At 50.9% G+C, this 26,409-nt stretch carries 21 protein-coding genes and 1 pseudogene; 10 read left to right on the top strand and 12 right to left on the bottom strand.

The window, feature by feature from the left end; genetic code table 11:
• From mfd to BZJ17_RS00385, 4 genes are all read left to right on the top strand, one after another.
• On the top strand, positions 1 to 3,375 hold the full coding sequence (gene mfd / locus BZJ17_RS00400) for a transcription-repair coupling factor (RefSeq protein ID WP_077639421.1): 3,375 nt from the start codon (positions 1 to 3) through the stop codon (positions 3,373 to 3,375).
• A gap of 41 nt (positions 3,376 to 3,416) precedes the next feature.
• The gene (locus BZJ17_RS00395) at positions 3,417 to 4,286 is read left to right on the top strand and encodes a peptidoglycan binding protein CsiV (protein ID WP_241836732.1); all 870 of its coding nucleotides are present in this window, start codon (positions 3,417 to 3,419) and stop codon (positions 4,284 to 4,286) included.
• Between the two features lie 228 nt (positions 4,287 to 4,514).
• Entirely contained in the window at positions 4,515 to 5,450 is a 936-nt protein-coding gene (locus tag BZJ17_RS00390) for a hypothetical protein (RefSeq protein ID WP_131826784.1), read from the top strand.
• Positions 5,451 to 5,453: 3 nt separating this feature from the next.
• Positions 5,454 to 5,783, top strand: coding sequence for a hypothetical protein (locus BZJ17_RS00385; RefSeq protein WP_077639419.1), 330 nt, complete (start codon positions 5,454 to 5,456; stop codon positions 5,781 to 5,783).
• Between the two features lie 56 nt (positions 5,784 to 5,839).
• On the opposite strand, the gene BZJ17_RS00380 is transcribed toward BZJ17_RS00385, so the two are convergent.
• From BZJ17_RS00380 to hinT, 9 genes are all read right to left on the bottom strand, one after another.
• Entirely contained in the window at positions 5,840 to 7,234 is a 1,395-nt protein-coding gene (locus BZJ17_RS00380; protein ID WP_077639418.1) for a DEAD/DEAH box helicase, read from the bottom strand.
• 266 nt (positions 7,235 to 7,500) lie between these two features.
• On the bottom strand, positions 7,501 to 8,790 hold the full coding sequence (locus BZJ17_RS00375; RefSeq protein ID WP_069587283.1) for an NAD(P)/FAD-dependent oxidoreductase: 1,290 nt from the start codon (positions 8,788 to 8,790) through the stop codon (positions 7,501 to 7,503).
• A 323-nt stretch (positions 8,791 to 9,113) separates the two neighbouring features.
• Complete coding sequence (hutW, locus tag BZJ17_RS00370) at positions 9,114 to 10,451, bottom strand: heme anaerobic degradation radical SAM methyltransferase ChuW/HutW (RefSeq protein ID WP_077639417.1); 1,338 nt, start codon at positions 10,449 to 10,451, stop codon at positions 9,114 to 9,116.
• Between the two features lie 174 nt (positions 10,452 to 10,625).
• Positions 10,626 to 11,180, bottom strand: coding sequence for an alpha/beta hydrolase YcfP (ycfP, locus tag BZJ17_RS00365; protein ID WP_069587280.1), 555 nt, complete (start codon positions 11,178 to 11,180; stop codon positions 10,626 to 10,628).
• A gap of 181 nt (positions 11,181 to 11,361) precedes the next feature.
• The gene (locus BZJ17_RS00360; RefSeq protein ID WP_077639416.1) at positions 11,362 to 12,180 is read right to left on the bottom strand and encodes a DUF6279 family lipoprotein; all 819 of its coding nucleotides are present in this window, start codon (positions 12,178 to 12,180) and stop codon (positions 11,362 to 11,364) included.
• Positions 12,181 to 12,218: 38 nt separating this feature from the next.
• On the bottom strand, positions 12,219 to 13,085 hold the full coding sequence (locus tag BZJ17_RS00355; protein ID WP_157893146.1) for a phosphotransferase: 867 nt from the start codon (positions 13,083 to 13,085) through the stop codon (positions 12,219 to 12,221).
• Positions 13,072 to 13,650: a hypothetical protein gene (locus tag BZJ17_RS00350; protein WP_077639414.1), complete on the bottom strand. Its 579-nt coding sequence runs from the start codon at positions 13,648 to 13,650 to the stop codon at positions 13,072 to 13,074. The genes BZJ17_RS00355 and BZJ17_RS00350 overlap by 14 nt, the downstream gene beginning before the upstream one ends.
• Positions 13,651 to 13,719: 69 nt before the next feature.
• Positions 13,720 to 14,121, bottom strand: a complete 402-nt coding sequence (locus BZJ17_RS00345) for a YcfL family protein (RefSeq protein WP_077639413.1) — start codon at positions 14,119 to 14,121, stop codon at positions 13,720 to 13,722.
• 26 nt (positions 14,122 to 14,147) lie between these two features.
• Positions 14,148 to 14,498 (bottom strand): purine nucleoside phosphoramidase, encoded by a 351-nt coding sequence (gene hinT / locus BZJ17_RS00340; RefSeq protein WP_077639412.1) that lies wholly within the window; start codon positions 14,496 to 14,498, stop codon positions 14,148 to 14,150.
• Between the two features lie 204 nt (positions 14,499 to 14,702).
• On the opposite strand from hinT, the gene BZJ17_RS00335 reads away from it, so the two are divergent.
• Complete coding sequence (locus BZJ17_RS00335) at positions 14,703 to 16,058, top strand: dihydroorotase (protein WP_077639411.1); 1,356 nt, start codon at positions 14,703 to 14,705, stop codon at positions 16,056 to 16,058.
• A 620-nt stretch (positions 16,059 to 16,678) separates the two neighbouring features.
• Positions 16,679 to 18,310, top strand: coding sequence for an ABC transporter ATP-binding protein (locus BZJ17_RS00330; RefSeq protein WP_077639410.1), 1,632 nt, complete (start codon positions 16,679 to 16,681; stop codon positions 18,308 to 18,310).
• A gap of 73 nt (positions 18,311 to 18,383) precedes the next feature.
• On the opposite strand, the gene BZJ17_RS00325 is transcribed toward BZJ17_RS00330, so the two are convergent.
• On the bottom strand, positions 18,384 to 19,712 hold the full coding sequence (locus BZJ17_RS00325; protein ID WP_077639464.1) for a fumarate hydratase: 1,329 nt from the start codon (positions 19,710 to 19,712) through the stop codon (positions 18,384 to 18,386).
• A 238-nt stretch (positions 19,713 to 19,950) separates the two neighbouring features.
• Between BZJ17_RS00325 and pabB the strand changes: the two genes are divergently transcribed.
• The 4 genes from pabB (at position 19,951) to BZJ17_RS00305 (ending at position 25,363) form a co-directional block, all read left to right on the top strand.
• Positions 19,951 to 21,333, top strand: coding sequence for an aminodeoxychorismate synthase component I (gene pabB, locus BZJ17_RS00320; protein WP_077639409.1), 1,383 nt, complete (start codon positions 19,951 to 19,953; stop codon positions 21,331 to 21,333).
• Positions 21,334 to 21,358: 25 nt separating this feature from the next.
• Complete coding sequence (locus tag BZJ17_RS00315; protein WP_077639408.1) at positions 21,359 to 22,258, top strand: CoA pyrophosphatase; 900 nt, start codon at positions 21,359 to 21,361, stop codon at positions 22,256 to 22,258.
• Positions 22,259 to 22,505: 247 nt separating this feature from the next.
• Positions 22,506 to 23,777 (top strand): serine/threonine transporter, encoded by a 1,272-nt coding sequence (locus tag BZJ17_RS00310; protein WP_069587267.1) that lies wholly within the window; start codon positions 22,506 to 22,508, stop codon positions 23,775 to 23,777.
• 224 nt (positions 23,778 to 24,001) lie between these two features.
• Positions 24,002 to 25,363: an L-serine ammonia-lyase gene (locus BZJ17_RS00305; protein WP_077639407.1), complete on the top strand. Its 1,362-nt coding sequence runs from the start codon at positions 24,002 to 24,004 to the stop codon at positions 25,361 to 25,363.
• Positions 25,364 to 25,457: 94 nt separating this feature from the next.
• Here BZJ17_RS00305 and BZJ17_RS00300 read toward each other — a convergent pair whose 3' ends face one another.
• Both BZJ17_RS00300 and BZJ17_RS17335 read right to left on the bottom strand, forming a co-directional pair.
• The gene (locus tag BZJ17_RS00300) at positions 25,458 to 26,051 is read right to left on the bottom strand and encodes a GPR1/FUN34/YaaH family transporter (RefSeq protein ID WP_069587264.1); all 594 of its coding nucleotides are present in this window, start codon (positions 26,049 to 26,051) and stop codon (positions 25,458 to 25,460) included.
• Between the two features lie 264 nt (positions 26,052 to 26,315).
• A pseudogene (locus tag BZJ17_RS17335) lies at positions 26,316 to 26,409 on the bottom strand (oxygen-insensitive NADPH nitroreductase); the annotation flags it as partial.

Raw genomic sequence — 26,409 nt, 5'->3', positions numbered from 1 at the left:
ATGACTCAACAACCGCTTTACACGTTTACCCTTCCCCGTGGTGCGGGTGACGTCAAACACCTAGGCAACTTAACGGGTGCGGCGTTACCGATTGCCGTCGCCAACATTCGCCAGCAACATCAGGGACCCATTTTTTTGTTGGTGCCCGATAACCAAACCGCGATTCGTTTGCAGCCCGCTATCAGCCAATTTACCGAGGGGCAGTGCGATATTTTTCCCGACTGGGAAACCTTGCCTTATGACAGCTTTTCGCCCCATCAAGATATTATCTCTGCACGACTGGCGTGCCTGTATCAACTGCCAACCCAAGGTGACGGCGTACTGATCGCACCGGCGAGTACCGCCTTACAACGTGTGACGCCGAAGCAATTTCTCCATCAGCATGCATTAATGGTGAAAAAAGGGGACGTCCTGTCGCTCGAGAAGCTGCGCGACCAGCTAACGGATGCCGGCTATCGCCATGTTGACCAAGTCATGGAGCACGGTGAATTTGCCAGCCGCGGTTCGATCCTTGATTTATTTCCGATGGGCAGTGATGAGCCTTATCGCATCGACTTTTTCGATGATGAAGTGGACACAATTCGTCAATTCGATCCAGAAAATCAGCGTTCGACGGGTGAGTTAGCGCAAATTCAATTGCTGCCTGCACACGAATTTCCCACCGATGATGCCGCCGTCGAGTTTTTCCGTGGCCGCTTCCGCGAGCACTTTGAAGCCCGCCGTGAACCAGAATCTGTCTACCAACAAGTCAGCAAAAAAACATGGCCGGCGGGGATTGAATACTGGCTACCGCTATTTTTCGACCAAACCGAAACGCTTTTCGACTACTTGCCCGATAACACCCTGATTTTAACCGTGGGTGATATCGAAGCGGCGATGACACACTTTCTCGATGACGTGGCACACCGCTACGACCAGCGCCGAGTGGACCCCTTACGTCCGCTGTTACCGCCGCACGCTATTTGGCTTAATAAAGACCAGCTGTTTAGTCACTTGAAGGATTATCCGCAACTGCGCTTATCAAGTGACAACGTCACAGAAAAAGCAGGCCGTGAGAATGTCGATATCTCTCCACTGCCGACGTTAACGGTCAATCATCAAGCCAAAGAGCCGCTAGCCGCACTGCGCCAATTCAGTGAACAATTTAGCGGCCACTTGGTGTTCTCGGTCGAATCGGAAGGTCGCCGCGAGGCACTGCTTGATCTGCTGGACCAAGGCTTTATTGATAACACTCGTCAATTTGCCCTGATTTGTGAAAGCGACATGTTTGGCGAACGTGCTGTACAGCAACGTCGTCGTGATAAGCGCAAGCAAAGCGTCAACAACGATGCCGTGATACGCAGTTTAGCCGAGCTCAAACCGGGACAGCCTGTGGTTCACCTTGAGCATGGCATCGGTCGCTACCAAGGACTGCAGACGCTTGAAGCCGGTGGGCTCAAAACCGAGTACATGACCCTTGAGTACCAGCAAGGCGCCAAGCTTTATGTACCAGTCGGTGCGTTACACTTGATCAGTCGCTACTCCGGTAGCGCGGAAGAAACTGCGCCTATCCATAAGCTCGGTGGCGAAGCGTGGGAAAAAGCACGTCGCCGCGCGGCAGAAAAAGTGCGCGATGTCGCTGCAGAGCTATTGGATGTTTATGCCAAGCGTGAAACCAAGCCTGGCTTTGCCTTCAAACACGATAAAGAAGCCTATCAAGCGTTTCGAGCCAGCTTCCCGTTCGAAGAAACACCGGATCAATCCCAAGCCATTAACGCGGTCCTCTCGGATATGTGCCGCCCCATTGCTATGGATCGCTTAGTGTGTGGTGATGTGGGTTTTGGTAAAACCGAAGTAGCCATGCGGGCTGCGTTTCTTGCCGTTAACAACAGCAAACAAGTCGCCGTGCTGGTGCCAACCACCTTGCTTGCCCAGCAGCATTTTGAAAATTTCCGTGACCGCTTTGCCAATTTACCGGTACGCGTCGAGGTACTTTCTCGCTTTAAATCAGCGAAAGAACAAAAAGCCATTCTGGCCGACTGTGCCGAGGGAAAAGTCGATATTTTGATCGGCACCCATAAACTGCTGCAATCGGATGTGAAGCTGCGTGATCTGGGCTTGCTTATCGTGGATGAGGAACACCGTTTTGGCGTCCGCCAAAAAGAGAAAATCAAAGCCATGCGCGCCAACATTGATATTCTCACCCTCACGGCAACCCCGATCCCGCGTACGCTCAACATGGCCATGAGTGGCATGCGCGATCTCTCGATCATCGCCACGCCCCCATCCCGCCGCTTGGCGGTAAAAACCTTTGTCCGCGAGCGTGAAGACACCTTGGTCAAAGAGGCGTTGTTGCGCGAAATTATGCGCGGTGGCCAAGTGTATTTCTTGCACAATGACATCGAAACGATTGAAAAAACCGCGAATGAAATCAGTGAAATGATCCCCGAAGCGCGCGTAACCGTGGCCCATGGTCAAATGCGTGAGCGCGAACTCGAGCGGATCATGAGCGATTTTTATCATCAAAAGTACAACGTCTTGGTGTGTACCACCATCATTGAGACCGGTATCGATGTGCCGTCCGCGAACACCATCATTATTGACCGTGCCGACCACTTTGGTTTAGCCCAGCTTCACCAACTGCGCGGACGTGTCGGTCGCTCGCATCATCAGGCTTATGCCTACCTACTGACCCCACATCCTAAGCGGATGACCAAGGATGCCGCCAAGCGTTTAGAAGCCATTGCCTCACTCGAAGATCTGGGCGCTGGTTTTACCCTTGCCACCCATGATTTAGAAATTCGCGGCGCGGGAGAGCTATTAGGCGATGAGCAAAGCGGCCAAATTCAATCGATTGGCTTTACCCTCTACATGGATATGCTTGAGCAAGCCGTCGAGGCACTAAAAGAAGGCAAAGAGCCGAGCTTGGATGCGCTGTTAAAAGAGCAAACCGACGTCGAGCTCCGCCTCCCCGCTCTGCTGCCGGATGACTATATCCCTGACATCAACACCCGTTTGTCGATGTATAAACGCATCGCCAGCGCGAAATCGAATGATGATATTCAAGAGCTTCAAGTCGAGTTAATTGATCGCTTTGGGCTGCTCCCTGATGCCACCAAAAACTTGTTACATGTCCAACAAATCAAGTTAAGGGCGGCACACCTAGGAGTGAAGAAAATCGAAGCCAGTGACCGCGGAGGAGTGGTTGAATTTCATGAGGATGCGCAAATTGATCCCGGATTCTTAGTGGGACTGTTACAATCGCGTCCAGACAAGTATAAATTTGATGGGCCAACCAAAATTAAGTTTGTCGAAAGCCTCACTGACCGACGTGAGCGGATGAACTTTATTGATGAGCTGTTGACTCAATTTGCAAGTCACCAACTGGTCGCCTAATCGGCGATCAGACTGGCTTGCCAGAGAGAACGGAGTAACCTGTGAAAAACCATCAACGTCAACTACAAAGCTGGCTAACCCGCATTGCCAAGCAGAGCATTTGGGCATTACTGCTTATTGCCATCAGTCAACCGGCTTTGGCTAAACGACTTTATGATGTCGAGCTGATTGTGTTTAAACGCAATCAAGATCCCGCGAGTGTCCAAGAAAGCTGGCCCACCCAAACCGATATCCAGTCGGTCAATCGAGCGGTTCCAGTCACCAATACGACTGCATTACAAAACGCAGGCCTAACCCCGCTACCACGTAGCCAATGGCAATTAACAGACGCGTACAACAAACTGGCCAACCATGCAGGCTTCACCCCGATGGTGCACGTGGCTTGGCGTCAAGATGATAGCGGGCGCGCAGCACTTCCCCTACTGCGAGTTAGCGCGGGCCGAGATTATAGCAACCGGTTTAACGCAGATGGCACCCCGATCACAGCCCAACCTGCTGCACCAACAAACGCAACCGCTTCTACAACCGAATCGCAGTGGGAAGAGCAATCATTGGATACTCTCCCCCCTCGCCAGCCGCTCTATGAACTCGATGGGACACTACGCGTCTATGTACAACATTACTTGTTTGTCGAGGCCGATATGGTGCTACGCGAGCCCAGCGAGCGACGGGCGCTGGTTGAAGACATTATCGATATGCCGTTGCAAACCTCAGACGCACAACAAGATGCGGCAACCAATACCAACAATGTACAAGTTGCAGGCTTGGAAAAGGTGAAAAAGCAGTATCACATCCAACGTTTCTTGCAGCCCTATGCTTTCACCCACAAACGACGGATGCGCAGTGGCGAGACCCACTATTTGGATAAYCCSATGATGGGCATGATTATTCAAGTAAGAAAGGCAAACTAACCCTGTCTAGTCACGGCTGAACCCTATCAGCACTGAACAAAGTGGCCTTGTCTTCCTATTGGAGGGCAAGGCTCTTTTATGCGCTCACACAATGTAAAAGATATATTTGTCAATTTCACTTAGGGTGGTTATTGATACCATATTCAACAAAAAGACTACTGACACATTTATAATCACTGAACAACAGCCACACTCGTTATTTAGGCTTGCTAACTCTGTGATTATTCCATGCGCTTTTCGCTCTCCCACACACAATGTCGCCATGCCATGCTTTGGGTGGCTATTATCGCCTTGGCAGGCTGTACGTCCCAGTCATCAAAACAACTGGTAAAAGACTATGCGGAACAGTCCGTAAAGATTCATCACGCGGTTGACGCTGTCTACGCCACCGCCGAACAAGCACGCGTGGATGCTATTCTTTCGCGTGCCGTGCGCGATGGCGTGTCTGCGTCCGAGCTGAATATCGCGCCCATCCCGCACACGGGGCAACGACAAGCCCTYGACGATTTAATCCGCTACGCCAACCTTCTTTATGCCTTGGCGTCTGACGAACACTACGCACGCCTTGATGATACCTCGGCAAAATTGCACGACACACTGAACGACTTAGCCAACAACCCTTTTTTGCGTGACGGCCAACCCATTGATGAGTCGGATATTTCGTTGGTGTCGACCGCTATCAACGCACTCGGCCGCGCGATGACAGAGACCTCTCGTCATCAACAGTTACGCGCCGTGATGGAAGCAGGGCAACCCGTCTTGCAACAAACCATTACGCGCTTACAACAAGACTTACCCAATTGGAAAATGGCCACACGCGTCTCTTTCGATCAAGCCTTATCGATTCGCTTGCAGCTTTTAAATAACCCCAATCGCTGCCAACAAAGCAAGGAAATGCGCTGTATCACACTGCATACATCTTATGATGATCGCCTTAAAGCATACCGACAGGCTTACCGTATCAAGCAGGCCCTGCTCAACCTAGACACACGGTTTGCGCGGCTAGACTTGACGCTATCGGACTATCTGGTCATGCACGAAGCCATCATCGCCTCGCTCACCATCGATAACACCGCTTCTTTACAAGGGGCACGCCGCGCTATCGATACGACTAAACAGCATCTTGATGCACTCAAGGATTTTCAGCAGCAGTTGGAGGAATAAGCCATGAGCCCTAAAGACGCCAGCTACCAGCTGCTCAAGGCGAATTACGACAGCCTCGACCGTTTTTTAAACCAAACCCTGATTGGCCCTAAACTCGCGCCTTTACAGCGGAAAAGAGAACAACTCGGCGAGAAACTTTACCTGTACCACACCACCGTGATAGCCACGCACAGTGAGCAATTTGAACAAGACGCTGATGCGTTTGATCGCCTCATCGCCCATGCCCGCCAAGCGCAAGCAGTGATTGATGAAGCGGAAGAGACAATTGAGCATGTTGCTAAAATCGGTGACGCGATTGATAAGGTACTGGCACAGCTAGCTAAGGTCATCTAATAAAAAAACCGGCGAGTGGCCGGTTTTTTATTCTTGCTCAGTACACAGTGTCTAGGTTAGGCGCTGTTTTTTGCCGCAGCGGGTCGCGCTCGGCGTGGCTTATTCGCGCCGTTGCTATCGCTGCGCGTGCGTGGTGGGCGATTGCCGGAACCACGTGACTTACCGTCGCCTGCGCTATCGGTATGACGTCGATTTTTGCCTACCGGTTTGTGTCCGCGCGCGTTATCGCCAGAGCGTTGTCCGTCTTGACGCGGTTTATTCTTTTTCGGTTTCTTTGGCTTTATTGGACGCGTATCCAATTTCGACTCTGGCAACGGATTCGTGACGGGAAAGTCCGCCAGAGTATGACGCGGCAATACCTGTTTAATTAAGCGTTCAATGGCGAACAAATCTTTCGCTTCGTCCGCACAAACCAAAGACACTGCATTGCCCACGGCACCTGCACGACCAGTACGACCAATACGGTGAACATAGTCTTCTGCCACATGGGGTAAATCAAAATTTACCACTTGCGGTAAATGGGCAATATCGATCCCTCGTGCGGCAATATCCGTGGCAACCAATACCCGTACTTCACCGGTTTTAAACTTCTCTAACGCTTTCGTTCGCGCGCCTTGACTCTTATTACCATGAATTGCCGCCGCGCTGACACCGTACTCTTCGAGATAACGCGACAAACGGTTAGCGCCATGTTTGGTTTTGCTAAACACTAACACCTGCTGCCAATTATTATCGGCAATCAGTGACAGCAGCATCGGCGCTTTTTTCTTCTTATCCGCGGGGTAAATGCATTGCTCTACCCCAGTCGCGGTTTGGTTCGCAGGATTGACTGAAATCTCAACCGGATTGTTGACTAGCTCTTTCGCCAGTTGGCGAATTTCATCCGAGAATGTGGCGGAGAACAGCAAATTCTGGCGCTTAGCCGGCAGCAAGCCCAAGATCTTACGAATGTCACGAATAAAGCCCATATCGAGCATACGGTCGGCTTCGTCCAAGACCAGCACTTCAAGCTGAGAAAAGTGCACGGCATTTTGCTGGTACAGATCCAGCAAGCGTCCCGGTGTGGCCACCAGCACATCAGCGCCTTTGCGAAGTTTCATCATCTGCGGATTGATCTTCACACCACCAAATACCACGGTTGAGCTAAGCGACGTGTATTGGCTGTATTGCTCCACGTTTTTGTGCACTTGCGCAGCAAGCTCGCGCGTTGGCGTCAGGATCAAGGTACGTACATGGTTGGGGCGAGCACGTTTACCCGCCTGCAAACGCTCCAAAATCGGTAAGGTAAAGCCCGCGGTTTTACCGGTACCGGTTTGCGCCGCCGCCATGACATCGTGTCCTTCAATCACCGCAGGGATCGCTTTTTCCTGAATCGGTGAAGGTGTGGTATAGCCTTGCTCTTGCACGGCTTTCAATAGTGGTGCAGATAGTCCTAAAGAGGAGAAACTCATTAATTGATCTCAATAAATAAAAAATGTCGTCACAGGCCGCATGGCCCGTCACTTAGGGTCATGAATATCAATATCGTGGTATGAGAAAAACTCGGCGTCAGGAGGGTTGCTCTAGAAGTGATATCAATAATCTTGATTACGGCGCTATTGTGACGACTTTCACGTCAGGCGGCAACTAGAAATGCGCCAACTCGAACAATAAAAAAGACCGAGGCAAGCCTCGGTCTTGGGGTTTATAGGCTGTTTTAGCACAGCTTCACACGTGTTTAGTGCAGCTTCAAACTTGGACGTAGAACGCGGTTGATCCGCCCTACCAGCATCATCAGGCCAGTTTTCACGTAACCGTGCAATGCAATTTGGTGCATCCGATACAAAGAGATGTATACCACACGAGCAATCCGCCCTTCGATCATCATCGAGCCTTTGGTCAGATTACCCATCAAGCTGCCTACCGTAGAGAAGCGGCTGAGCGAAACCAGTGAACCATGATCTTTAAACACATAAGGCTTGAGCTCACGACCATTTAATTTAGCAACAATGTTGCTAAAGCAGCGGCTTGCCATTTGGTGCGCTGACTGTGCACGTGGCGGTACCATGCTGCCATCGGCTTGCGTACACGCTGCACAGTCACCAATCACAAAGATGTCGTCATCACGCGACGTCTGAAGTGTGTTTTTCACGACCAACTGATTAATGCGATTGGTTTCCAAGCCGGCGATATCTTTCAAGAAGTCCGGAGCCTTGATCCCAGCAGCCCACACCATAATATCGGCGTGAATACGCTCACCCTCTTTGGTTTCCAAGCCTTGGTCGTCCGCTTTAGTGACAAAGGTATTGGTTTTCACCGTGACACCCAGCTTCAACAGCTCTTGGTGCGCAGCACTCGAGATACGAGTAGGCAGCGCTGGCAAAATGCGCTCACCGGCTTCCACCAAGGTCACGTTCAGTTTCGAGCTATCTAAATCACGGAAACCGTAGTTACGCAGCTCTTTGATGGCATTGTGCAGCTCTGCTGATAGCTCAACACCAGTCGCTCCTGCGCCCACAATCGCAATATCTACGCTGCCTTGGCCGTGTTTAGCATGCAAACGCAAGAATTCGTTGTTCATTTCCGCGCGGAAGCGGTGAGCCTGTTTAGGATTATCGAGGAATATACAATGGTCACGAACGCCCGGTGTGTTGAAATCATTAGAGGTCGAGCCAATCGCCATCACTAAGATGTCGTACTCGAGCTCACGCTCAGGCATCAGCAGTTCGTTATTTTCATCGTACATGGGCGCCAAGGTGATCACTTTCTGGTCGCGATCAATGTCCCACAAGGTCCCCATTTGGAAATCGAACCCATGATTTTTGGCATGAGCACGATAGCTCAAAGCATCAACGCCCTCATCCATTGAGCCGGTTGCCACTTCGTGAAGCAATGGCTTCCAGAGGTGGCTACTGTTTTTATCCACCAAGGTGATTTCTGCACGACGCTTGCGGCCTAACGTTCGGCCCAGTTTGGTTGCAAGCTCTAGCCCGCCTGCACCGCCACCGACAACGATAATTTTGGTCACTTCTACATCCTTACCTAATTAAAAACTTACACATCAGCCACTTATATAGTCACTGACAAAAATGGGGTTGGGCCAGTAATCAAATTACAATCTGTTTCGTGCGCGCTGCTTTCATTGTTTTTGTTTGTTGCATCAGCGCTTAGTCTATTTTGCCGGAAAACGTCGCCTACTTCGAGCATAGATTCGGATTCGGCCGCCTTTTATATGATGAAATAAAACACCATATTCTGTGCCTAAGACAAGTTAAATTTCGCCCTTTTCTTACACTTTTCTTCGAAATGCAGATAGCTGAGGATAAGCAAATGAATTTTAAATTCTGATGGTTAGAGTGATTGCAAGACATGAATGCAGGCTTGCGCAAGCGTTACGGACCAAAACTGACCAGCAAGAGTAAGTTGTAATTTATTTTCACATAATGTTACCAATCCATGTTGCTGCCAGACCGCGAATAGTGGCGAGAGATACTGAAACACGCTCATCCCTTGCCAAGGCGGTAACGTATCCGCGTGAAGCACACCCATATCTAATCCCGCTTTGATAGCATCATACACTCGACGATGCTCCACAGCGGCTACAACGCGCGCAATCGGCATGGTATTGGTTTGCATTGCATCGAGATAGGTTGCCAAGTCGCGATGTTGCATGATCCCGACACCGTCAATACTGCCACCGGCACCACACCCTAGCGGTAAAATATCAGCACCATGCTTGGCAAGCCGGTTGTAACGACTTTGCTCACGTTGATCACGTGCCCAGTGATTGACACTGAGTCGTCGACAATCGTGTTGGTCCATCAAACTAACGCCCTGCGCAAACAAGCTGGCTTTTTCTGCCGTGGTTGCCGGCGGTGGCATTCTTCCTTGCTCGACCATGCGCAGCATCGGCGTATTTGGCGCCACCACCAGCTGGTAGAGATCAATACCATTGGCGCCGGTTTGCAAATAGTCAGCCACATCTTGTGCAAAGATCTCAGCCGTTTGATAAGGCAAGCCATACAACAAATCCACCACAATCGTGGCCTCCTGACGGGCACTCAGTGCATGAATACGCTCACGCACAGTGTCACCATCATCTAAACGTTTTGCCGCGCGGCGGACTTGGGTATTAAAGCTCTGTACCCCAAACGAGAAACGGTTAAATCCCCCAGCAAGCGCATGCTCGAACGCATTATCATCAAAGCCATTGATTCGCCCCTCAAGGGTGATTTCGCAGTCGGGCGTGAGCCAAAATTGGCGACGAATTTCCTGACCCAATTGCTGCAATTGCGCTGCCGACAACGCAGTGGGTGTTCCCCCACCGACATACACCGCCTCAAAAGGCTGCGCTTGGGTCCATGGCATCGCCGCTTTCATACCAAGCTCTTTGAGCAAAGCCGCGAAGTAGCTGTCAATCAGTGTGCGGCTCGCCGCATGTTGGAAAAAGTGACAGTAAGTACACCTCACTCGACAAAATGGCACATGGATATATAAACACCGCGGCCCAGATTGCACTGGCGGAGATAAAAGCTGTGTTGTAACGCCTGCGATGCCTTGTTCGAGCGGGAAAGGCATTTGATGGGTCGCCGCGTGGGCGTGTWTTTTCGGCGGAAAGGCAAAACGCAATGGGTCTGGGGTATGCGTGCCCAAAATCGTCTCATCGAACGGAGTAAGATCAACAAACATAACGGCTCCAAGTATTTATACGCCGAAGACGGCTCTGTAATATAAATACAAGTGATACGCGATCTCATTTGTTGTTTTATTGATCTCACATCGTTCTGAGGCGCTGTTGATGTTTATTCGGTCAATTCGACGCACCCCAGTGCGCAAAGACCCACTTTGCGACTGGGGAACCGATTACGTGTGGAGTGCGGGCTGCTTTTTAAAATCCGCAATGGCGTTGAGGTGTGCCGATAGGTTTTTAAACTTGTGGGTTTGCGTTTCATCCCAACGAACAGGATAGAAAGGTGACAACACTTGATAACTGCGGCGACTGTCGAGGACTTCATCCTCTCGCGACAACACCACCAATGCTCGTTGTTGATTGCGTTGACGAAAGTCTGCCACACATTTGGTCGCAATGTCCTCATACTCTTCCGGCCGATCAATTTTTCCAGTCATATTCTCGTGTGGATATAAGTTTGGGTTAAACAGAACCTGCTTAATCCCACACAAAAAACCCACCCGTTCTGCCCAATATGCGCCTAAGCCAACGCCGCAGATCAGTGGATTGGGATCCTGACTCGCGTCTAGCTGCGTCTGTACTTGTTTGAGCAAATGCTGCATATCGTGTTTTGGGTGCATGGTGCTGTAATTGATGGTACGCACGTCATCATCGACAAATTGGAGCTGCAACACTTTCTCATGGTTGCCTGGGCTGGTTGAATCAAAACCGTGGAGATATAAGATCATGGAAAGCCATCCTTGGTTATCGCAAAGCTGTGACCCCTATCAATAGCATAGCCACCCAGATAGAAAAATGAGCAAGATCACCCTAAAAATAATCAGGGTATTTGGCGTAACCATGAGGTAGGTGGTTTAATGCATACAGCAACGCCCACGCCCTACCCAATCCAAGGGAAGAGGAACGAGACTAACGGCTCATCTCGTTCAGACGCGTTTGCCACTCAATGAGGTTATCGACCAGTTGAGAACGCTGATCCTCATCAAGGCTACGATCAAGGCGCAACAACCAATCTAACCGGCGTGAACGGTAGATGGCCATTTCGGTTTCCGTCTCCGGTCCGGCTCGCCATGCCACCACATCGTCCACCCACTCTGACAACGCGGCCTCAGTGTCGATAGACTGTCGATTTTTGATAATCGCAAAAAGGCGGCTGACTAAGCGCTCTCGTACCTGACGGAACGTTGGCATCGCCGCTTGCTGATACTCTGCCATTTCAGCAAACAAGGGCTGTTGATGACGCGCAGCGCTGCCAATCCACTCTTCCGTATCTTCCTCGAGATCATCACGTTGATAGGCAAATTGCTCATCTTGCGAACGCTTTGCACGTCGTTCGGTTGCCTCTTGAATCTCGTCTTCCATCCACTGGGTGAGCGCCTGCGCTTGCTGGTCATCAAAGCTATCAAGTAAACGCGCCGTCGCGGGCACAAACGCCTGTAGCGTCGCGTGGATCCGCGCTTTTACCGCCTCTTGATGGTCACGTAATTGCGCCATGGTATGTCGCTCGGTACTGTGGGTGGCAATCAGCCCTAACCGTTCGGCTATCGCAGGTAACTCATGGGTTCGATGCCATTGCTGAATCTTGTCGAGGTCGGCTTTCACTTGGCGAGATTGCTCGGGGCGCAAGTTAACAATGTCATCGATGTAGTAATGAATCCAAAACGGCAAGGTGTTATACGCAAGCTCGGTGGTGCATCCGGTCAGGATCAGTAATAAGCCTCCTATCAAGCCATAGCGAAAACGCGACCTAGCCWTTGCAACTCTCCTTATGATTCATCCATTCCCGCCAGTTGGCGATATAACCGCTGCGCTTGCTCTTGGTAAGTGCTGAGCCCATATAACGATGCGCCCACTTCATACCAGCATAGCGCGAGATAGTCGGCAAAGGGCAGCCATGCCTCTACCGCTTGGCGAACCGGTGCCGAGTCCTCGATGCATCGCAACGCACAATAATCGGACACGACCTGTGCTGGTGTATAGCCATTTGCCCGACAAAAAAGTGCAATGTCCAAACACGCACTGCCTAATCGCGCATATTCCCAATCAAGCACACAGGGCTCGCCATTTGGCTGAATAACCACGTTATAACTACCCAAATCCATATGACACACCACAGGGGCGAGCAGATCCGTGGGTAATTGCCATTGGCGTCTATCACGCAGCTGTTTGAGTGTTTGCTGCTTTGCCAAGGTCAACTGCTGCTCATAATGCTGGCATTGGGTGCGAACATCTTGCGTATCCAAACGGCCTTCCATGGAATGGATACGTACCAACAGGTCGATCAGGATCGCTTGGCTCTCAACTGAGTGCGGATCAAGGGATTCACCTTCCACCCAAGGGACCAAAAGCCCTTCTGACAACTGACAAACGGGTGCGGAGGCAAGTTGATAGGTAGCGGCCAGCGATTGCGCAGCCGCCTCGCGCGACCGAGAAATCGCAAAAGCGTCACTCACATGGCTTTGGGGCCGCCACACAAAGCGTCCCCCTTGTGAGTCATCAATCCGCAAACAGCGGTTGGTCAGGCCCCCTTCGAGTGGGGTAACACGCTGAATCGAAACGGGCGCTGAATAGTGCTCATACAACGCCGCTTCCAGTAAGCTTTTTAACGCGGGCGAAAGATTAACGACTGACAAAACGCTGAGTGTCCTGCCATTCAATCACACCTGTGGTCAAATCCATCAGCTGCAGTGATAAGGTTTTCTCTTCTTGCCCCGTGACCTTACCACCGAGCTGATACTGTGCCCCCAGTAAGCGTCCGTATTGCATCACCGTGGTCGGATCAATGAGAACCTGTCCCTCACCCAAACCTAGCGACTGACGGACCACATCGACCTGCGCCTGTGAGACCGTTCCTATCAGCCCTTGTGCGGCAAGGCCTTGCTCTAGCTGTTTTGACACACCCACAGTGTCAATATAACCGTCAGTCAGATTTTGTAGCGGCTGCACCAAAGTAACAGGGGCGCCTTGCAGGCTTTCACTACCCATTAAGGACTGCACCGCGGCGCGCATGGCTTGATTAAAACTGCCATGCACCACCCCTTGCTGCACGGTGGTTTCTTTTGGCGCCGACGGCTGATAAATCGGCTGCGTGCGAGGTGCACAGCCTGCAACTGTGACAACAAATAGCCCCATCGATAATGCTTTTACCAATGCATTTGGCTTACGTAAAGCGGCCGTCAATGCGCAGCATGCGGACATAGAGATGACTCCGTAAATAAAAAATGAATAGACCAGAAAAGCGTGAAAAAGTGCCAACAAACAAGGGGATTATTCTGGTTGCATGACGGCTAAACGAAACTGCGAAACCTTAATATCAGGTATCGGCGCATGAATATCGCGCTGTGTATGGGGAGGAATGGTCACAGATTGCCAAGACGCCGCCGCAGAGGTCGATAATTGGAGCCCTTGGCTATCGTACCAACTAAAGCGATACTGCAAGGTTTGCGGTTGACTAGACGTATTTTCTAACCACACACATGCTTGATTTCCGTTTGGGGTGCGACGAACCATCGTCTCTTTAACCCATAGCGACATCGCCAGCTCTGGATCGGCAAAAACCACGGTTTGGTGTGGCGCGATGCGCAGGTCAGTCGACTGACTCCCTGCGCAGCCCGCCAACACCAAGGCAAGTGCAATCATCAAAGTTCGGATTTGATTTTTACACATCATTCATACCATCGTCGGCTTAGCCGTGCTTAACTCACCACCATGGGACCCAGCGCGCGTCCCCCTACTAGGTGCATGTGAATATGGTACACCTCTTGGCCACCGTGTTGGTTGCAGTTCATGATCAAACGGTAGCCGTCTTCAGCGATCCCTTCGTCAGCCGCCAGTTTTTTTGCCACCGTCACCATACGACCTAACGCTAACTCGTCTTCAATATTGACATCATTGGTGGTGGGGATCAGTTTGTTTGGTACCACCAAAATATGCACAGGCGCACGCGGGTTAATATCACGGAAAGCAGTGACTAAATCGTCCTGATACAAAACATCTGCGGGGATTTCTTTGCGAATAATTTTGCTGAAGATGGTTWCTTCCGCCATGGTGTGCTCCCTTTTATAAATATAAACCCTGCCAAGTATGCGGTACCCCTTTGCCAAGGGCAATATGTACAGCGCAGTTGCATGCGACAATTTGGTCAAACTTGTGTTAATTGATGTTTATATCACCTTGTAAAATCAAGGGCTGAATCAGGTAATCGTTTGCGCTACTATAGCGCCGACGCCTTTACATGTAAGGATGACAACATGACCACCCTGCTATTTAAAAACGCTTCTGTCGTCAACGAAGGACAAGTTGTTGAGACCGATGTGCTGGTCGAAAACGGCCGAATCTCTCAGATTGCCCGCGATATTAGTGCCCCTGCCGCGGCGGACTGCCGTGTGATTGATGCATCAGGCAAACATTTGTTGCCCGGTATGATTGACGACCAAGTGCATTTCCGTGAGCCGGGATTCCCGAAAAAAGGAACCATCGCGACCGAGTCCAAAGCGGCCGTCGCAGGCGGTATCACCACGTATATGGAGATGCCCAACGTTAATCCCCCCACCACGACACTCGACGCGTTAGAAGAAAAGTATCAACGTGCGTCTCAATCCAGCCACGCTAACTATGCCTTCTATTTGGGCGCGACCAATGACAACATTGATGAAATTCGTCGCCTCGATCCGAACAGTGCCTGCGGTGTTAAAGTCTTTATGGGGGCTTCCACCGGCAATATGCTGGTCAATGATCCGGACACCCTTGACGCTATCTTCGCCGATTGCCCGACCTTGATTGCAACCCATTGCGAAGATACTCCAATGATCACCGAACTCGAGAACATTTATCGCGAGAAATACGGTGAGGACGTGCCGATTGATGCCCACGCGCACATTCGCTCAAAAGAAGCGTGTCTTAAATCATCCCAACTGGCGGTCAACCTCGCTAAAAAACACGGTACACGCTTACATGTGCTGCACTTGACCACTGAAGATGAGCTGTATCAGTTTGAGCCTGCGAAAACGCTCGAAGCGCTTCAGCAAAAACAAATCACCGCGGAAGCCTGTGTGCATCACTTATTCTTTAACCGTGATGACTACGCGACCAAGGGCACCTTGATCAAATGTAATCCCGCCGTCAAAGAAGCCCACCACCAACAAGCACTGATCAAAGCGGTGAAAGACGGTGTGATCGACGTGATTGCCACCGACCACGCCCCTCACACCTTTGAAGAGAAACAAAACAGTTACTTTAAAGCGCCAGCAGGCTTACCGCTTGTCCAACACGCGCTTCAAGTGGCGCTTGAGTTTTATCATCGTGGTATTTTCGATTTGCCTTTGGTGGTGCAAAAAGTCTCACATGCGCCAGCGGTACGTTATCAGGTGAAAGAGCGTGGCTTTATCCGTGAAGGATATTGGGCCGACTTGGTACTCGTTGATCTCAACCAGACGCAAACGGTCGGTAAAGACAACCTCTTCTACCAATGCCAGTGGTCACCGTTCGACGGCCATACCTTTGGCTCAAGCATTGATATGACGATCGTGAACGGTCAAGTCGCATTCGAGCACGGTCAGCATAGTGACGAGCGCTACGCGACACGTTTAGAGTTCGATCGCAGCTAACCTGACATGGTGTGCGAATTGCACGATTCGCACGCCTTTTATACGCCCGAGGTCTGAGCCTCTCTGCCAAATGTTGCCCACAAAATAAACAACCCAAACCTCGCTTATCCTCCTGATTATTGACTATCGCGAACGCTAAAAGCCGTGATTTTGTCTGTGAGTTCAAAGTCTGACATGGTAAATCTTGCAGTTAATAACAGTTTGCTTTTATATCCGAATCGTATATTGTGTGGGTGATATATGGATATTCACGCTGCTTGGTATCAACATCTGATTATGTTGAAAAGCTGTGTTCGCAAGGAGAGGTAACCTGAAGCGCATTTCGGTTATCGCGGCACTCGTATCCTACCTCTTCCACTGGCGCAAGCTGTTCATTTCCCTGAATGGGTAATGAGTCGCTCCAGCTGGCTGATATCCGCATCTAGGGGATATGTTGTTGAGCTTGGCTCGCAAATATCAACCCAACATGATTGAACCAGAGCAAGTGGCATCCCCACTCGCTTAATCTCTAACAATCGAGCGCTAGCCCTGTGTCGAGCATGCACGTGTAATGCCTTGATACCTTGTACGACAATCTTGGGCTGGCGAGTGACGTCGAATAATCAACCAGTGAGGTGATGATGTCTTCATCTGCTTCTAAGCCACTGCTTAGTGTCAATAATCTAAGCGTGTCATTTACCACGAACGATGGCATCGTTGATGCTGTTAAAAACGTCAGCTTTAACATCATGCCCGGCGAAACACTCGCCATTGTGGGTGAGTCAGGCTCGGGGAAATCCGTCTCTAGCAGCGCCGTAATGGGCTTGCTCCCCAACAACGCCATCGTCAAACCAGAGTCACAAATCTCGTTTAACGACACCGATGTGTTGCGCCTTTCTACCAAGCAGATGCAAGCGATGCGCGGCAACCGTGTTGCCATGATCTTCCAAGAGCCAATGACCTCACTGAACCCCTACATGCGTGTCGGTGAACAGCTGACCGAGGCGATTCAGTGCCACCACCGCACCACACCAGCGAAAGCCAAAGAGCGCATTATCGAGTTGCTGAAATTAGTGCAGCTGCCTAACCCAACTGGCGCACTTGAAAAGTATCCGCACGAGTTCTCCGGCGGTCAGTTGCAACGGATCATGATCGCAATGGCGCTGGTCAACGAGCCCGATTTGCTGATCGCCGACGAACCGACCACTGCATTGGACGTAACCGTACAAGCCGAGGTATTGAACCTGATCGGCGATCTGCAAAAGAAAATGGGCATGGCGATCATGTTCATCTCACACGATTTAGGCGTAGTGAAACACTTGGCTGACCGTGTTGTGGTGATGTGTAAAGGTGAAGTGGTAGAGACTAACGAAACCCAAGCACTATTCGCCAATCCGCAAGAAGACTACACCAAGATGCTGATTGATGCAGTGCCTCGCGGGCGCAAAGAAGCCCCACAAGAGGACGCAGAAAACCTCTTGTCGGTGGATAACGTCACCATCAAGTATTTCTTGGGCGCTGACTTCTTTGGCGGCAATAAGCGCTATTTTGAAGCGGTGAGCAACATCAGTTTGTCACTACGCCGCGGCGAAACCCTCGGTATAGTTGGTGAATCAGGCTCGGGTAAATCCACGCTTGGGCGTGCCATTATGCGTCTGCTTCCCGTCGCGGAAGGCAGTGTGCGTTTTAAAGGCCAAGACATTCACGACATTAAAAACAGCGAAAACAAAGCGCTGTGCCGTGATATGCAGATGGTGTTCCAAGACCCATTTGGCTCGCTATCGCCACGCATGACGGTGGGTGAGATTGTCGCCGAAGGCCTTCGTACTCACTTCCCTGAGCTGAGTAAAAAAGAGCGCCTCGATCGCGTTAAAGATGCGCTTTATGAAGTACGCCTTGATAGCTCTGCAATTAACCGTTATCCACATGAGTTTTCAGGCGGCCAGCGTCAACGTATCGCGATTGCGCGTGCCCTGATCCTCAACCCAGCATTCATTCTGCTTGATGAACCAACGTCTGCACTGGACCGCTCCGTCCAATTGACCGTCATCGACTTGCTGAAAGATATTCAGAAACGCCACAACATTGGCTACCTGTTTATCAGCCACGATTTGAGTGTGGTTCGAGCCCTGTCTGATCGCGTGATGGTGATGCAAAAAGGGAAAGTGATGGAAGCAGGTACGCCAGAAGAAATCTTCCATAACCCGCAACACGAATACACACGTAACCTGATTGCTGCCTCATTCGATCTCGACGAAGAGGAAGTCGCCTAACGCAGACGCGTGGTGATACGGTTAAAAAAAATGCGCCAAAATTGGCGCATTTTTTATCGCTGCTTATGACAGACTAGCTGTCCATTTCCGCAATTTTCACTTTCCAAGTATCCGGACCAATTTGGTGCGCGTTCTGCCCTTGCGAGTCAACCGCGACGGTCACCGGCATGTCTTCGACTTCAAACTCATAAATCGCTTCCATACCCAGATCTTCAAACGCCACCACGCGCGCTTTCTTAATCGCCTTCGATACCAGATAAGCAGCACCGCCAACAGCCATTAAGTAAACGGCTTTGTGGTTTTTGATCGATTCTACCGCCGCTGGACCGCGCTCGGCTTTACCAATCATGCCCATCAAGCCGGTTTCGGCGAGCATCATATCAGTAAATTTATCCATACGTGTTGAGGTGGTTGGCCCAGCCGGACCGACAACTTCATCACGAACCGCWTCCACAGGGCCGACGTAATAGATAAAGCGGCCGTTAAAATCGACTCCATCAGGCAACCCTTCGCCATTGCGTAGCATTTCTTGAATACGTTTATGCGCCGCATCACGCCCGGTCAGAATTTTGCCCGAGAGCAAGACAGTTTCACCGGTTTTCCAGCTCTGTACATCTTCTTTGGTGACCGTATCAAGATTTACGCGGCGGACGTTGTCGCCCACTTGTGCACCAATACCTAACTTGTTCACACGATTGAAAATATCGAGACGTAGCGCTTCTTCGGCATTGCTTGGCCCGCGGTCGATAAGCTCTTGAATATCAATGTGCTCCATCAGCGACTCTTTCGCCAACACCGCCGCTTTTTCCGCCGTGCCGCCGATACCAATGCCTAACATCCCCGGAGGACACCAGCCCGCGCCCATTGCAGGCAGCGTTTTTTCCACCCACTCGGCCACATCGTCCGACGGATTGAGCATCACCATCTTGGTTTTGTTCTCTGACCCGCCCCCTTTGGCAGCAATTTGAATATCGACCGTATTGCCCGGCACCATATCAATGTGAACCACCGCTGGGCTGTTATCGCGGGTGTTTTGGCGCTTACCAGCAGGATCGGCGACCACAGAGGCACGCAGTGGATTATCTGGGTTGGTGTATGCGCGTCGCACGCCTTCATCAACCATCTGCTGAACGGTCATATCATGGCGATCCCACTGTACCGCCATACCCACTTTGACAAAGCAGGTCACAATGCCGGTATCTTGGCAAATCGGACGTTGCCCTTCTGCCGACATGCGGGAGTTAATCAAAATTTGTGCAATGGCGTCTTTCGCCGCTTGGCTTTGCTCCTTGTGGTAGGCTTTTTCTAGGGCTTGAACAAAATCAAGGGGATGGTAGTAAGAGATATATTGCAGGGCATCTGCAACACTTTCGATCACGTCTTGCTGTTTAATTGTGGTCATCATTGCCTCTGGTGTCATTTGCAGGACCCAAAGCGGGTATCCAGTGTGGGGGAGCCTTCCCCTCGTTATTATCGTTACGTCTGTTGAGCACGCACACCCTGTGATTATAGAAGCCGCGGGTTTACATGACCTCGGCGGGTTTATTCAGTGTGCGTCTGCCGGAAAAGGCCTTGCTATGATACGCTTAGCGCTATTCTCGCGCCATACAGCGCATCAATCGTGATCACAAAAAAGAAGAATGCAGCCACAAAACGCCACTATGCTGACCACTACACCGATTCCTTACGCAACGGACTTAGCCCTCACCCTGTTTAATAACATTGCCCACCAGCCTTGGGCCATGCTGTTGCACTCGGCAACCCGTACCCACCCGGATAGTCGTTTTGATATTGTGGTCGCCGATCCTCTTGCCACCGTGACGGCGCGAAACGGTCAGGTTACCACCCATTACACCGCCAGTGGCGACACCCAAACACACATCGACGATCCATTTACATGGGTAAGTTCGCTTCAAGCGCAGCTACTCCCCGATATCGACGCTATCGAGCCTTGGCCCTTTATTGGCGGGGCACTGGGCTATTTCGGCTATGATTTGGGCCGATGTGTGGAAACCTTGCCCGTCATTGCTCTCGATGAGCTCGATGTGCCAGACATGGCCGTGGGGATTTATGATTGGGCGCTGATTGTGGATCACCACCAACAAACGGCAGTGGTAATTGCACCGGATAGTGACACGCGTTGGGCATGGCTTAATCGCCAGCAGGCGCCGCAAACCACACCATTCGAGCTCACCGAAACCTGGCAAGCCAACATGAGCGAAGCGGATTACACCGCCAAATTTGCCAAGGTTAAAGACTACCTGCATGCCGGCGATTGCTATCAAATCAACTTAGCCCAACGCTTTAGCGCACACTATCAAGGAGACGAGTGGCAAGCCTACCGCAAACTCGCCACCAGCAATGGCGCGCCGTTTTCTGGATTTATCCGCTTAGCTGAAAGCGCTGTGCTCTCGGTCTCGCCGGAGCGCTTTTTATCCGTGCACGACAAACACATCGAAACCAAACCCATTAAGGGCACACGACCACGCTTTAGCGACCCCGAACAAGATGCCGACAGCGCCCACGCGTTGAAATCAGCCAGCAAAGATCGGGCGGAAAACTTGATGATTGTTGACTTGTTACGTAACGATATCGGTCGTGTCGCCTCGCCAGGTAGCGTTTCTGTGCCTAAACTCTTTGATATAGAGAGTTTTCCTGCGGTACACCACTTGGTCAGCACGGTCACCGGCACCCTGCCCGAGGACAAAAGTACGCTTGAACTGCTACGCGCCGCCTTTCCGGGCGGATCGATAACCGGCGCCCCCAAAGTGCGTGCCATGGAAATAATCGAAGAGCTTGAGCCGCACCGACGTCATGTCTATTGCGGCAGTTTCGCCTACCTCAGTCGTTGTGGCCGAATGGACTCTAGCATCACCATCCGCACCTTGGTGGGGCATCAAGGCCAGCTCCATGTATGGGCAGGCGGTGGATTGGTTGCCGACAGTGAAGCCGGCGCGGAATATCAAGAAACACTCGATAAGGTCAGTCGTATCCTGCCCGTTCTAGCACAGTCTGATGGGTAAGTGGCAGGAATAAAGAGAGGTTGTTATGACAGAGATTGCTCCCCCACAAACGTGGACATCACACCGCTTCGCGGCATCCATGCGTGCCTCAAGCCAAGGTGAGGGAGCACCTACCTCAGCGCCACAATATGGGCTCGATCATAACCCACTCTTTATCGACCATCCTTTGCAGCACGTGGCTGCAACCCCTGCTTATTTCAGCGATCATACAATAAACAGCCGCCACATTGCCGCCAGCCAAGAGAGCTTGTCACCGGCGGTGCCCCAGCATTGGGAGCGAGGAGAGAGAAAAACGCGTACACCACTGCAACCGGGTGACATTCTCCAACGCTTTAGCCTCAGCCCACTGGCACGTCACGACAATCGTATTCTTAACCGCGTTCGACTCGCCCCCCGCATTCTACGCGGATTAGACTTTCAACCGGCAGCGGTACTGATCGGCTTAGTGGCGCGCCCCAACGGTATTCAGTTGATTTTGACCCGCCGCGCCGATCATTTAAAGCATCATCCAGGCCAAGTGAGCTTTCCCGGCGGTAAACGCGAAACGGTCGATTGCGACAATATCGCGACTGCAACCCGCGAGATGTGGGAAGAAACCGGCATTCAGGTTGGCCGCGAACACATTATTGGCGAGCTTTGTCCTCTGCCCACCGTCACCGGTTACTACATTCATCCGGTGCTGGCATGGGTGGATCCCCAATACCAACCGATACTGGATGACAACGAAGTAGCCGAATGTTTTGAGGTGCCTCTTGATACTCTGTGCCAACCCGGCCATATCCGCGAACAATCCTTCTATCTCTACGGACAATGGCATCCAGTTGCCGCGTTTTATCATCAAAACCGGTTAATATGGGGTGCAACAGCACAACTTTTGCGCGCGCTGGTCACGCAATTATCATTACATGTCTCTTGCTCAAGATAACCGCAAAAACCATGCAATAAGTACTGTTTTTAGTGCACATTGGTGCTTATTCAACCAACAAAAAACTTGACACTTTTGCCGACATTGTTGGCCATTACTGACAAGTTAGGTGATTATCGTCACACTTTGGTGCAATAGTCTCGTCTCTCTTTTTCATATAGCGATCCAGCTCTTGGTTTTCTGCGTGGAAATCGCCAGAATTCGCCATCCCTGATTTCTGTTCCCCTACAACGTGAGTAGTATTGTTATGCAAACGACCTCAACCACAGGTACCAGTGCGACATCGCGCCTGCGCTGGACCAAACAAGATACAACTTGGGCGCTCTCTCTTTTTGGCACCGCGGTAGGCGCTGGCATCCTGTTCTTGCCAATTAACGCCGGCATGCACGGATTCTGGCCGCTCGTAGTAATGACGCTGCTTGTTGGCCCTATGACCTTTTTTGCCCACCGTGGCCTATCTCGCTTTGTCCTATCTTCAAAGAAGCCCGGCAGCGATATCACCGAAGTGGTTGAAGAACACTTTGGCGCGACCGCGGGTAAGATCATCACCCTGCTCTACTTTTTTGCTATTTACCCTATCGTGTTGATCTACGGCGTCGGTATCACCAACACCGTTGATTCTTTCTTAGTCAACCAGCTAGGTATGGCCTCACCGCCACGCGTGATCCTGTCACTGGTTCTGATCCTCGGTATGATGGCTATCATGCTGCTGGGTGAGAAAATCATGCTACGCGTGACCCAGTTCTTGGTTTACCCACTGGTCGGTATCTTGCTGTTTATGTCGCTATACCTGATCCCAGAGTGGAACACGGCGGCCCTATCACAAGTCCCTTCTGTTGGTGACTTTACCATCACTCTTTGGATTTCTATCCCAGTGTTGGTCTTCGCGTTTAACCACAGCCCTGCGATTTCAGCGTTCTCAATGGCACAAAGCCGTGACCACGGTAAAGATGCCGAGCAGAAATCTGCGCAAATCTTGCTGCGTGCGGCAGGTATGCTACTTGGCTTCGTGATGCTGTTCGTGTTCTCTTGCGTACTGTCACTGACCCCTGCCGATCTGGCAGCGGCGAAATCAGAAAACATCGCGATTCTTTCTTACCTCGCTAACAAGCACGAAAGCCCATTCATTTCGTACCTAGGTCCTATCGTCGCGTTCGTGGCTATCGTCTCTTCGTTCTTCGGTCACTACTTAGGTGCTCGTGAAGGTCTGAACGGTTTGATCGTCAAAGTGATGCGTGGCGCCGATAACAAACCAGTCAACCGTAAGAAAATCGACGTGTTCACTGTGGTCTTCATGATCCTGACCATTTGGCTGGTTGCGACCCTAAACCCAAGCATTCTGGGTATGATTGAATCACTTGGCGGCCCAATCATTGCCACCATCCTATTCATTATGCCAATGTACGCCGTGAAAAATGTGCCAGCAATGAAGAAGTATTCAGGTACAATTAGCAACGCCTTTGTATTGGTCATGGGTTTGATTGCAATCTCAGCCATTCTTTACGGTTTGTTCTTCTAAATCGCAATAAAATGCGTGATAGTCATAGAGGTGACTATCGGGATGACTCAGTCAACCGCATCCATCGATGTTTGCGGTGATTCCCAAAAAATCAGGAGTGGGGTTTGCCCTGCTCCTGATTCTCATTACGAGCGCGGTATCGCTCGTTATCACAGTCAATACCACGGACGGATTGCGTAAACACTAAATCCATTGCCCTTAGGGCATTGACTGAGGTAAGACACATGATCAGTGTTTTTGACATTTTTAAGATTGGTGTAGGTCCTTCCAGCTCTCACACCGTTGGCCCAATGAAAGCCGGTAAATGCTTTATTGATGAGCTCGTCGCGAATCAACGTTTAACCGACGTCGATCGGATTAGCGTTGATGTCTACGGCTCTTTGTCTCTCACCGGTAAAGGCCACCACACCGATATCGCCATTATCATGGGCCTTGCAGGCAACAGCCCTGAAACCGTTGATATTGACTCTATTCCTGGCTTCGTCAAACGCGTCGAAGACACCGAGCAACTGCCGCTGGGCGAACAGCAGCATGTGGTCGCTTTTCCGCGTGACGGTGGAATGAACTTCCATACCTCTAACCTCTCCTTGCACGAAAACGGCATGCAAATTCATGCGTGGCAAGGTGATGAGTGTGTGCTGAGCAAAACCTATTACTCGATCGGCGGCGGCTTTATTGTCGAAGAAGCCGAGTTCGGTCAGCCTGCCATGCAAACGGTTGAAGTCCCTTACGACTTCAATACCGCAGACGGCTTGTTGGCGCTCACGCAAGAAACCGGTTTTTCCATCAGCGGTTTGGTCATGGCCAACATGCGAGCCATGCACAGCCAAGAAGAAATCGATACCTACTTTGCTGACATTTGGAAAACCATGCAGGCGTGTATGAACCGCGGTATGGAGAACGAAGGGGTGCTTCCGGGACCACTGCGTGTGCCACGCCGTGCCGCTGCGCTGCGTAACCAATTAAAAACCAGCGAAAAATACAACATTGATCCGATGGCCGTGGTGGATTGGGTGAACATGTTCGCCTTTGCCGTCAACGAAGAAAACGCCGCCGGTGGCCGCGTCGTAACCGCACCAACCAATGGCGCGTGCGGCATTATTCCCGCCGTACTGGCCTACTACGATAAGTTTATTGAAACCGTCGACAAGCAAACCTACACGCGCTATTTCGCTGCATCCGGTGCAATTGGTGGCTTGTATAAGCAAAACGCCTCGATTTCTGGTGCAGAAGTCGGCTGCCAAGGCGAAGTAGGCGTTGCCTGCTCTATGGCCGCAGCAGGCTTGGCCGAGCTAATGGGTGGTAGCCCTCATCAAGTGTGCATGGCGGCAGAAATCGCTATGGAGCACAACCTCGGTTTGACCTGTGATCCAGTGGCGGGCCAAGTGCAAGTGCCTTGTATCGAGCGCAATGGTATCGCCGCGGTGAAAGCGATTAACGCCTCTCGTATGGCGCTTCAACGCTCTTCCGAGCCACGTGTTTCTTTGGATAAAGTCATCGAAACCATGATGGAAACCGGTAAAGACATGAATGCAAAATACCGTGAAACATCGCAAGGCGGTCTTGCGGTTAAGGTGATGTGCTAACCGTCTTTGACGCGATAAGCACCGTTCACACGGTATAAAAAAGCCCGAGTTCGTCATGAACTCGGGCTTTTTGTTTGGGCTTTTCGCTAACCTATTAAGCGGCGTGTTGCGCCACCGCTGCCTGTGGCTGTTTGTCGCCCACTGGCAAAATAGTGCGACCATATTCTTCGTTTAGCACTTGCGCCATCGCGAAATAGATCGCGCTTAAACCACACACAATCCCTTCAAAGCCTGCAATGGTGCCAATAAAGGCACTGCCGGTGAAATCACGCGCGGCAAGTAGGAAGAACAGTACCGTCAAACTACCGAAAACAAACTGCTTGGCGAAGCAATAGCGCAGTGACCCGATAAACATAAAGCCGGTAAACAGGCCCCACATGACCAAATACCATCCCATAAATGCGGCTGGGCTGGCCTCAGCAATGCCAAGCTTTGGCATCACAATCAAACCAACCAGCGTCAACCAAAACAGGCCGTATGAGGTAAACGCTGTGGTGCCAAAGGTGTTGCCCTTTTTAAATTCCATGATGCCCACGATCACTTGCGCGAGGCCTCCGTAGAACAGGCCCATCGCCAAAATCATGCTATCAATCGGAAAGAACCCGGCGTTATGAATGTTTAACAGCACGGTTGTCATACCGAAACCCATCAACCCCAAAGGCGCTGGATTAGCCAATTTGTTTTCCATAGTTACCCTACTTCGAAAAAATATGATTCAAAAGTCAAAAACTGTGCTCACAACCCTAAGGAAAAATGATCGAAGAGCACAAAAACGCGGCAATATTACGGGTTATACCAAGGATGTAAATAGGTTTTGGCGCATTAAGGAAAAATCAAACTTTAAGCCAACAAAACAGTGAGAAAACTTAGGCACATTGCGCCCAAAAACATAAAAAAAGCAGCGTAATGCTGCTTTTTTACTCGGTGAATATAAAAGGGAAACTTAATGCGTTTAGCGGGTGCTAAAGCCCTGCTTATTCACGAAATCCTTCATAAATGGGCGCGACTCTTTTTCCAATGTTGCCGAGATTTGCTCACTCCAAGAC

It is taken from the genome of Salinivibrio sp. IB574, assembly GCF_001996205.1.
In the GTDB taxonomy this organism is placed as follows: Bacteria; Pseudomonadota; Gammaproteobacteria; order Enterobacterales; family Vibrionaceae; genus Salinivibrio; species Salinivibrio proteolyticus.
The sequence above is the reverse complement of the archived record's forward strand: the minus strand, read 5'-3'. Positions and strand labels throughout refer to the sequence as shown.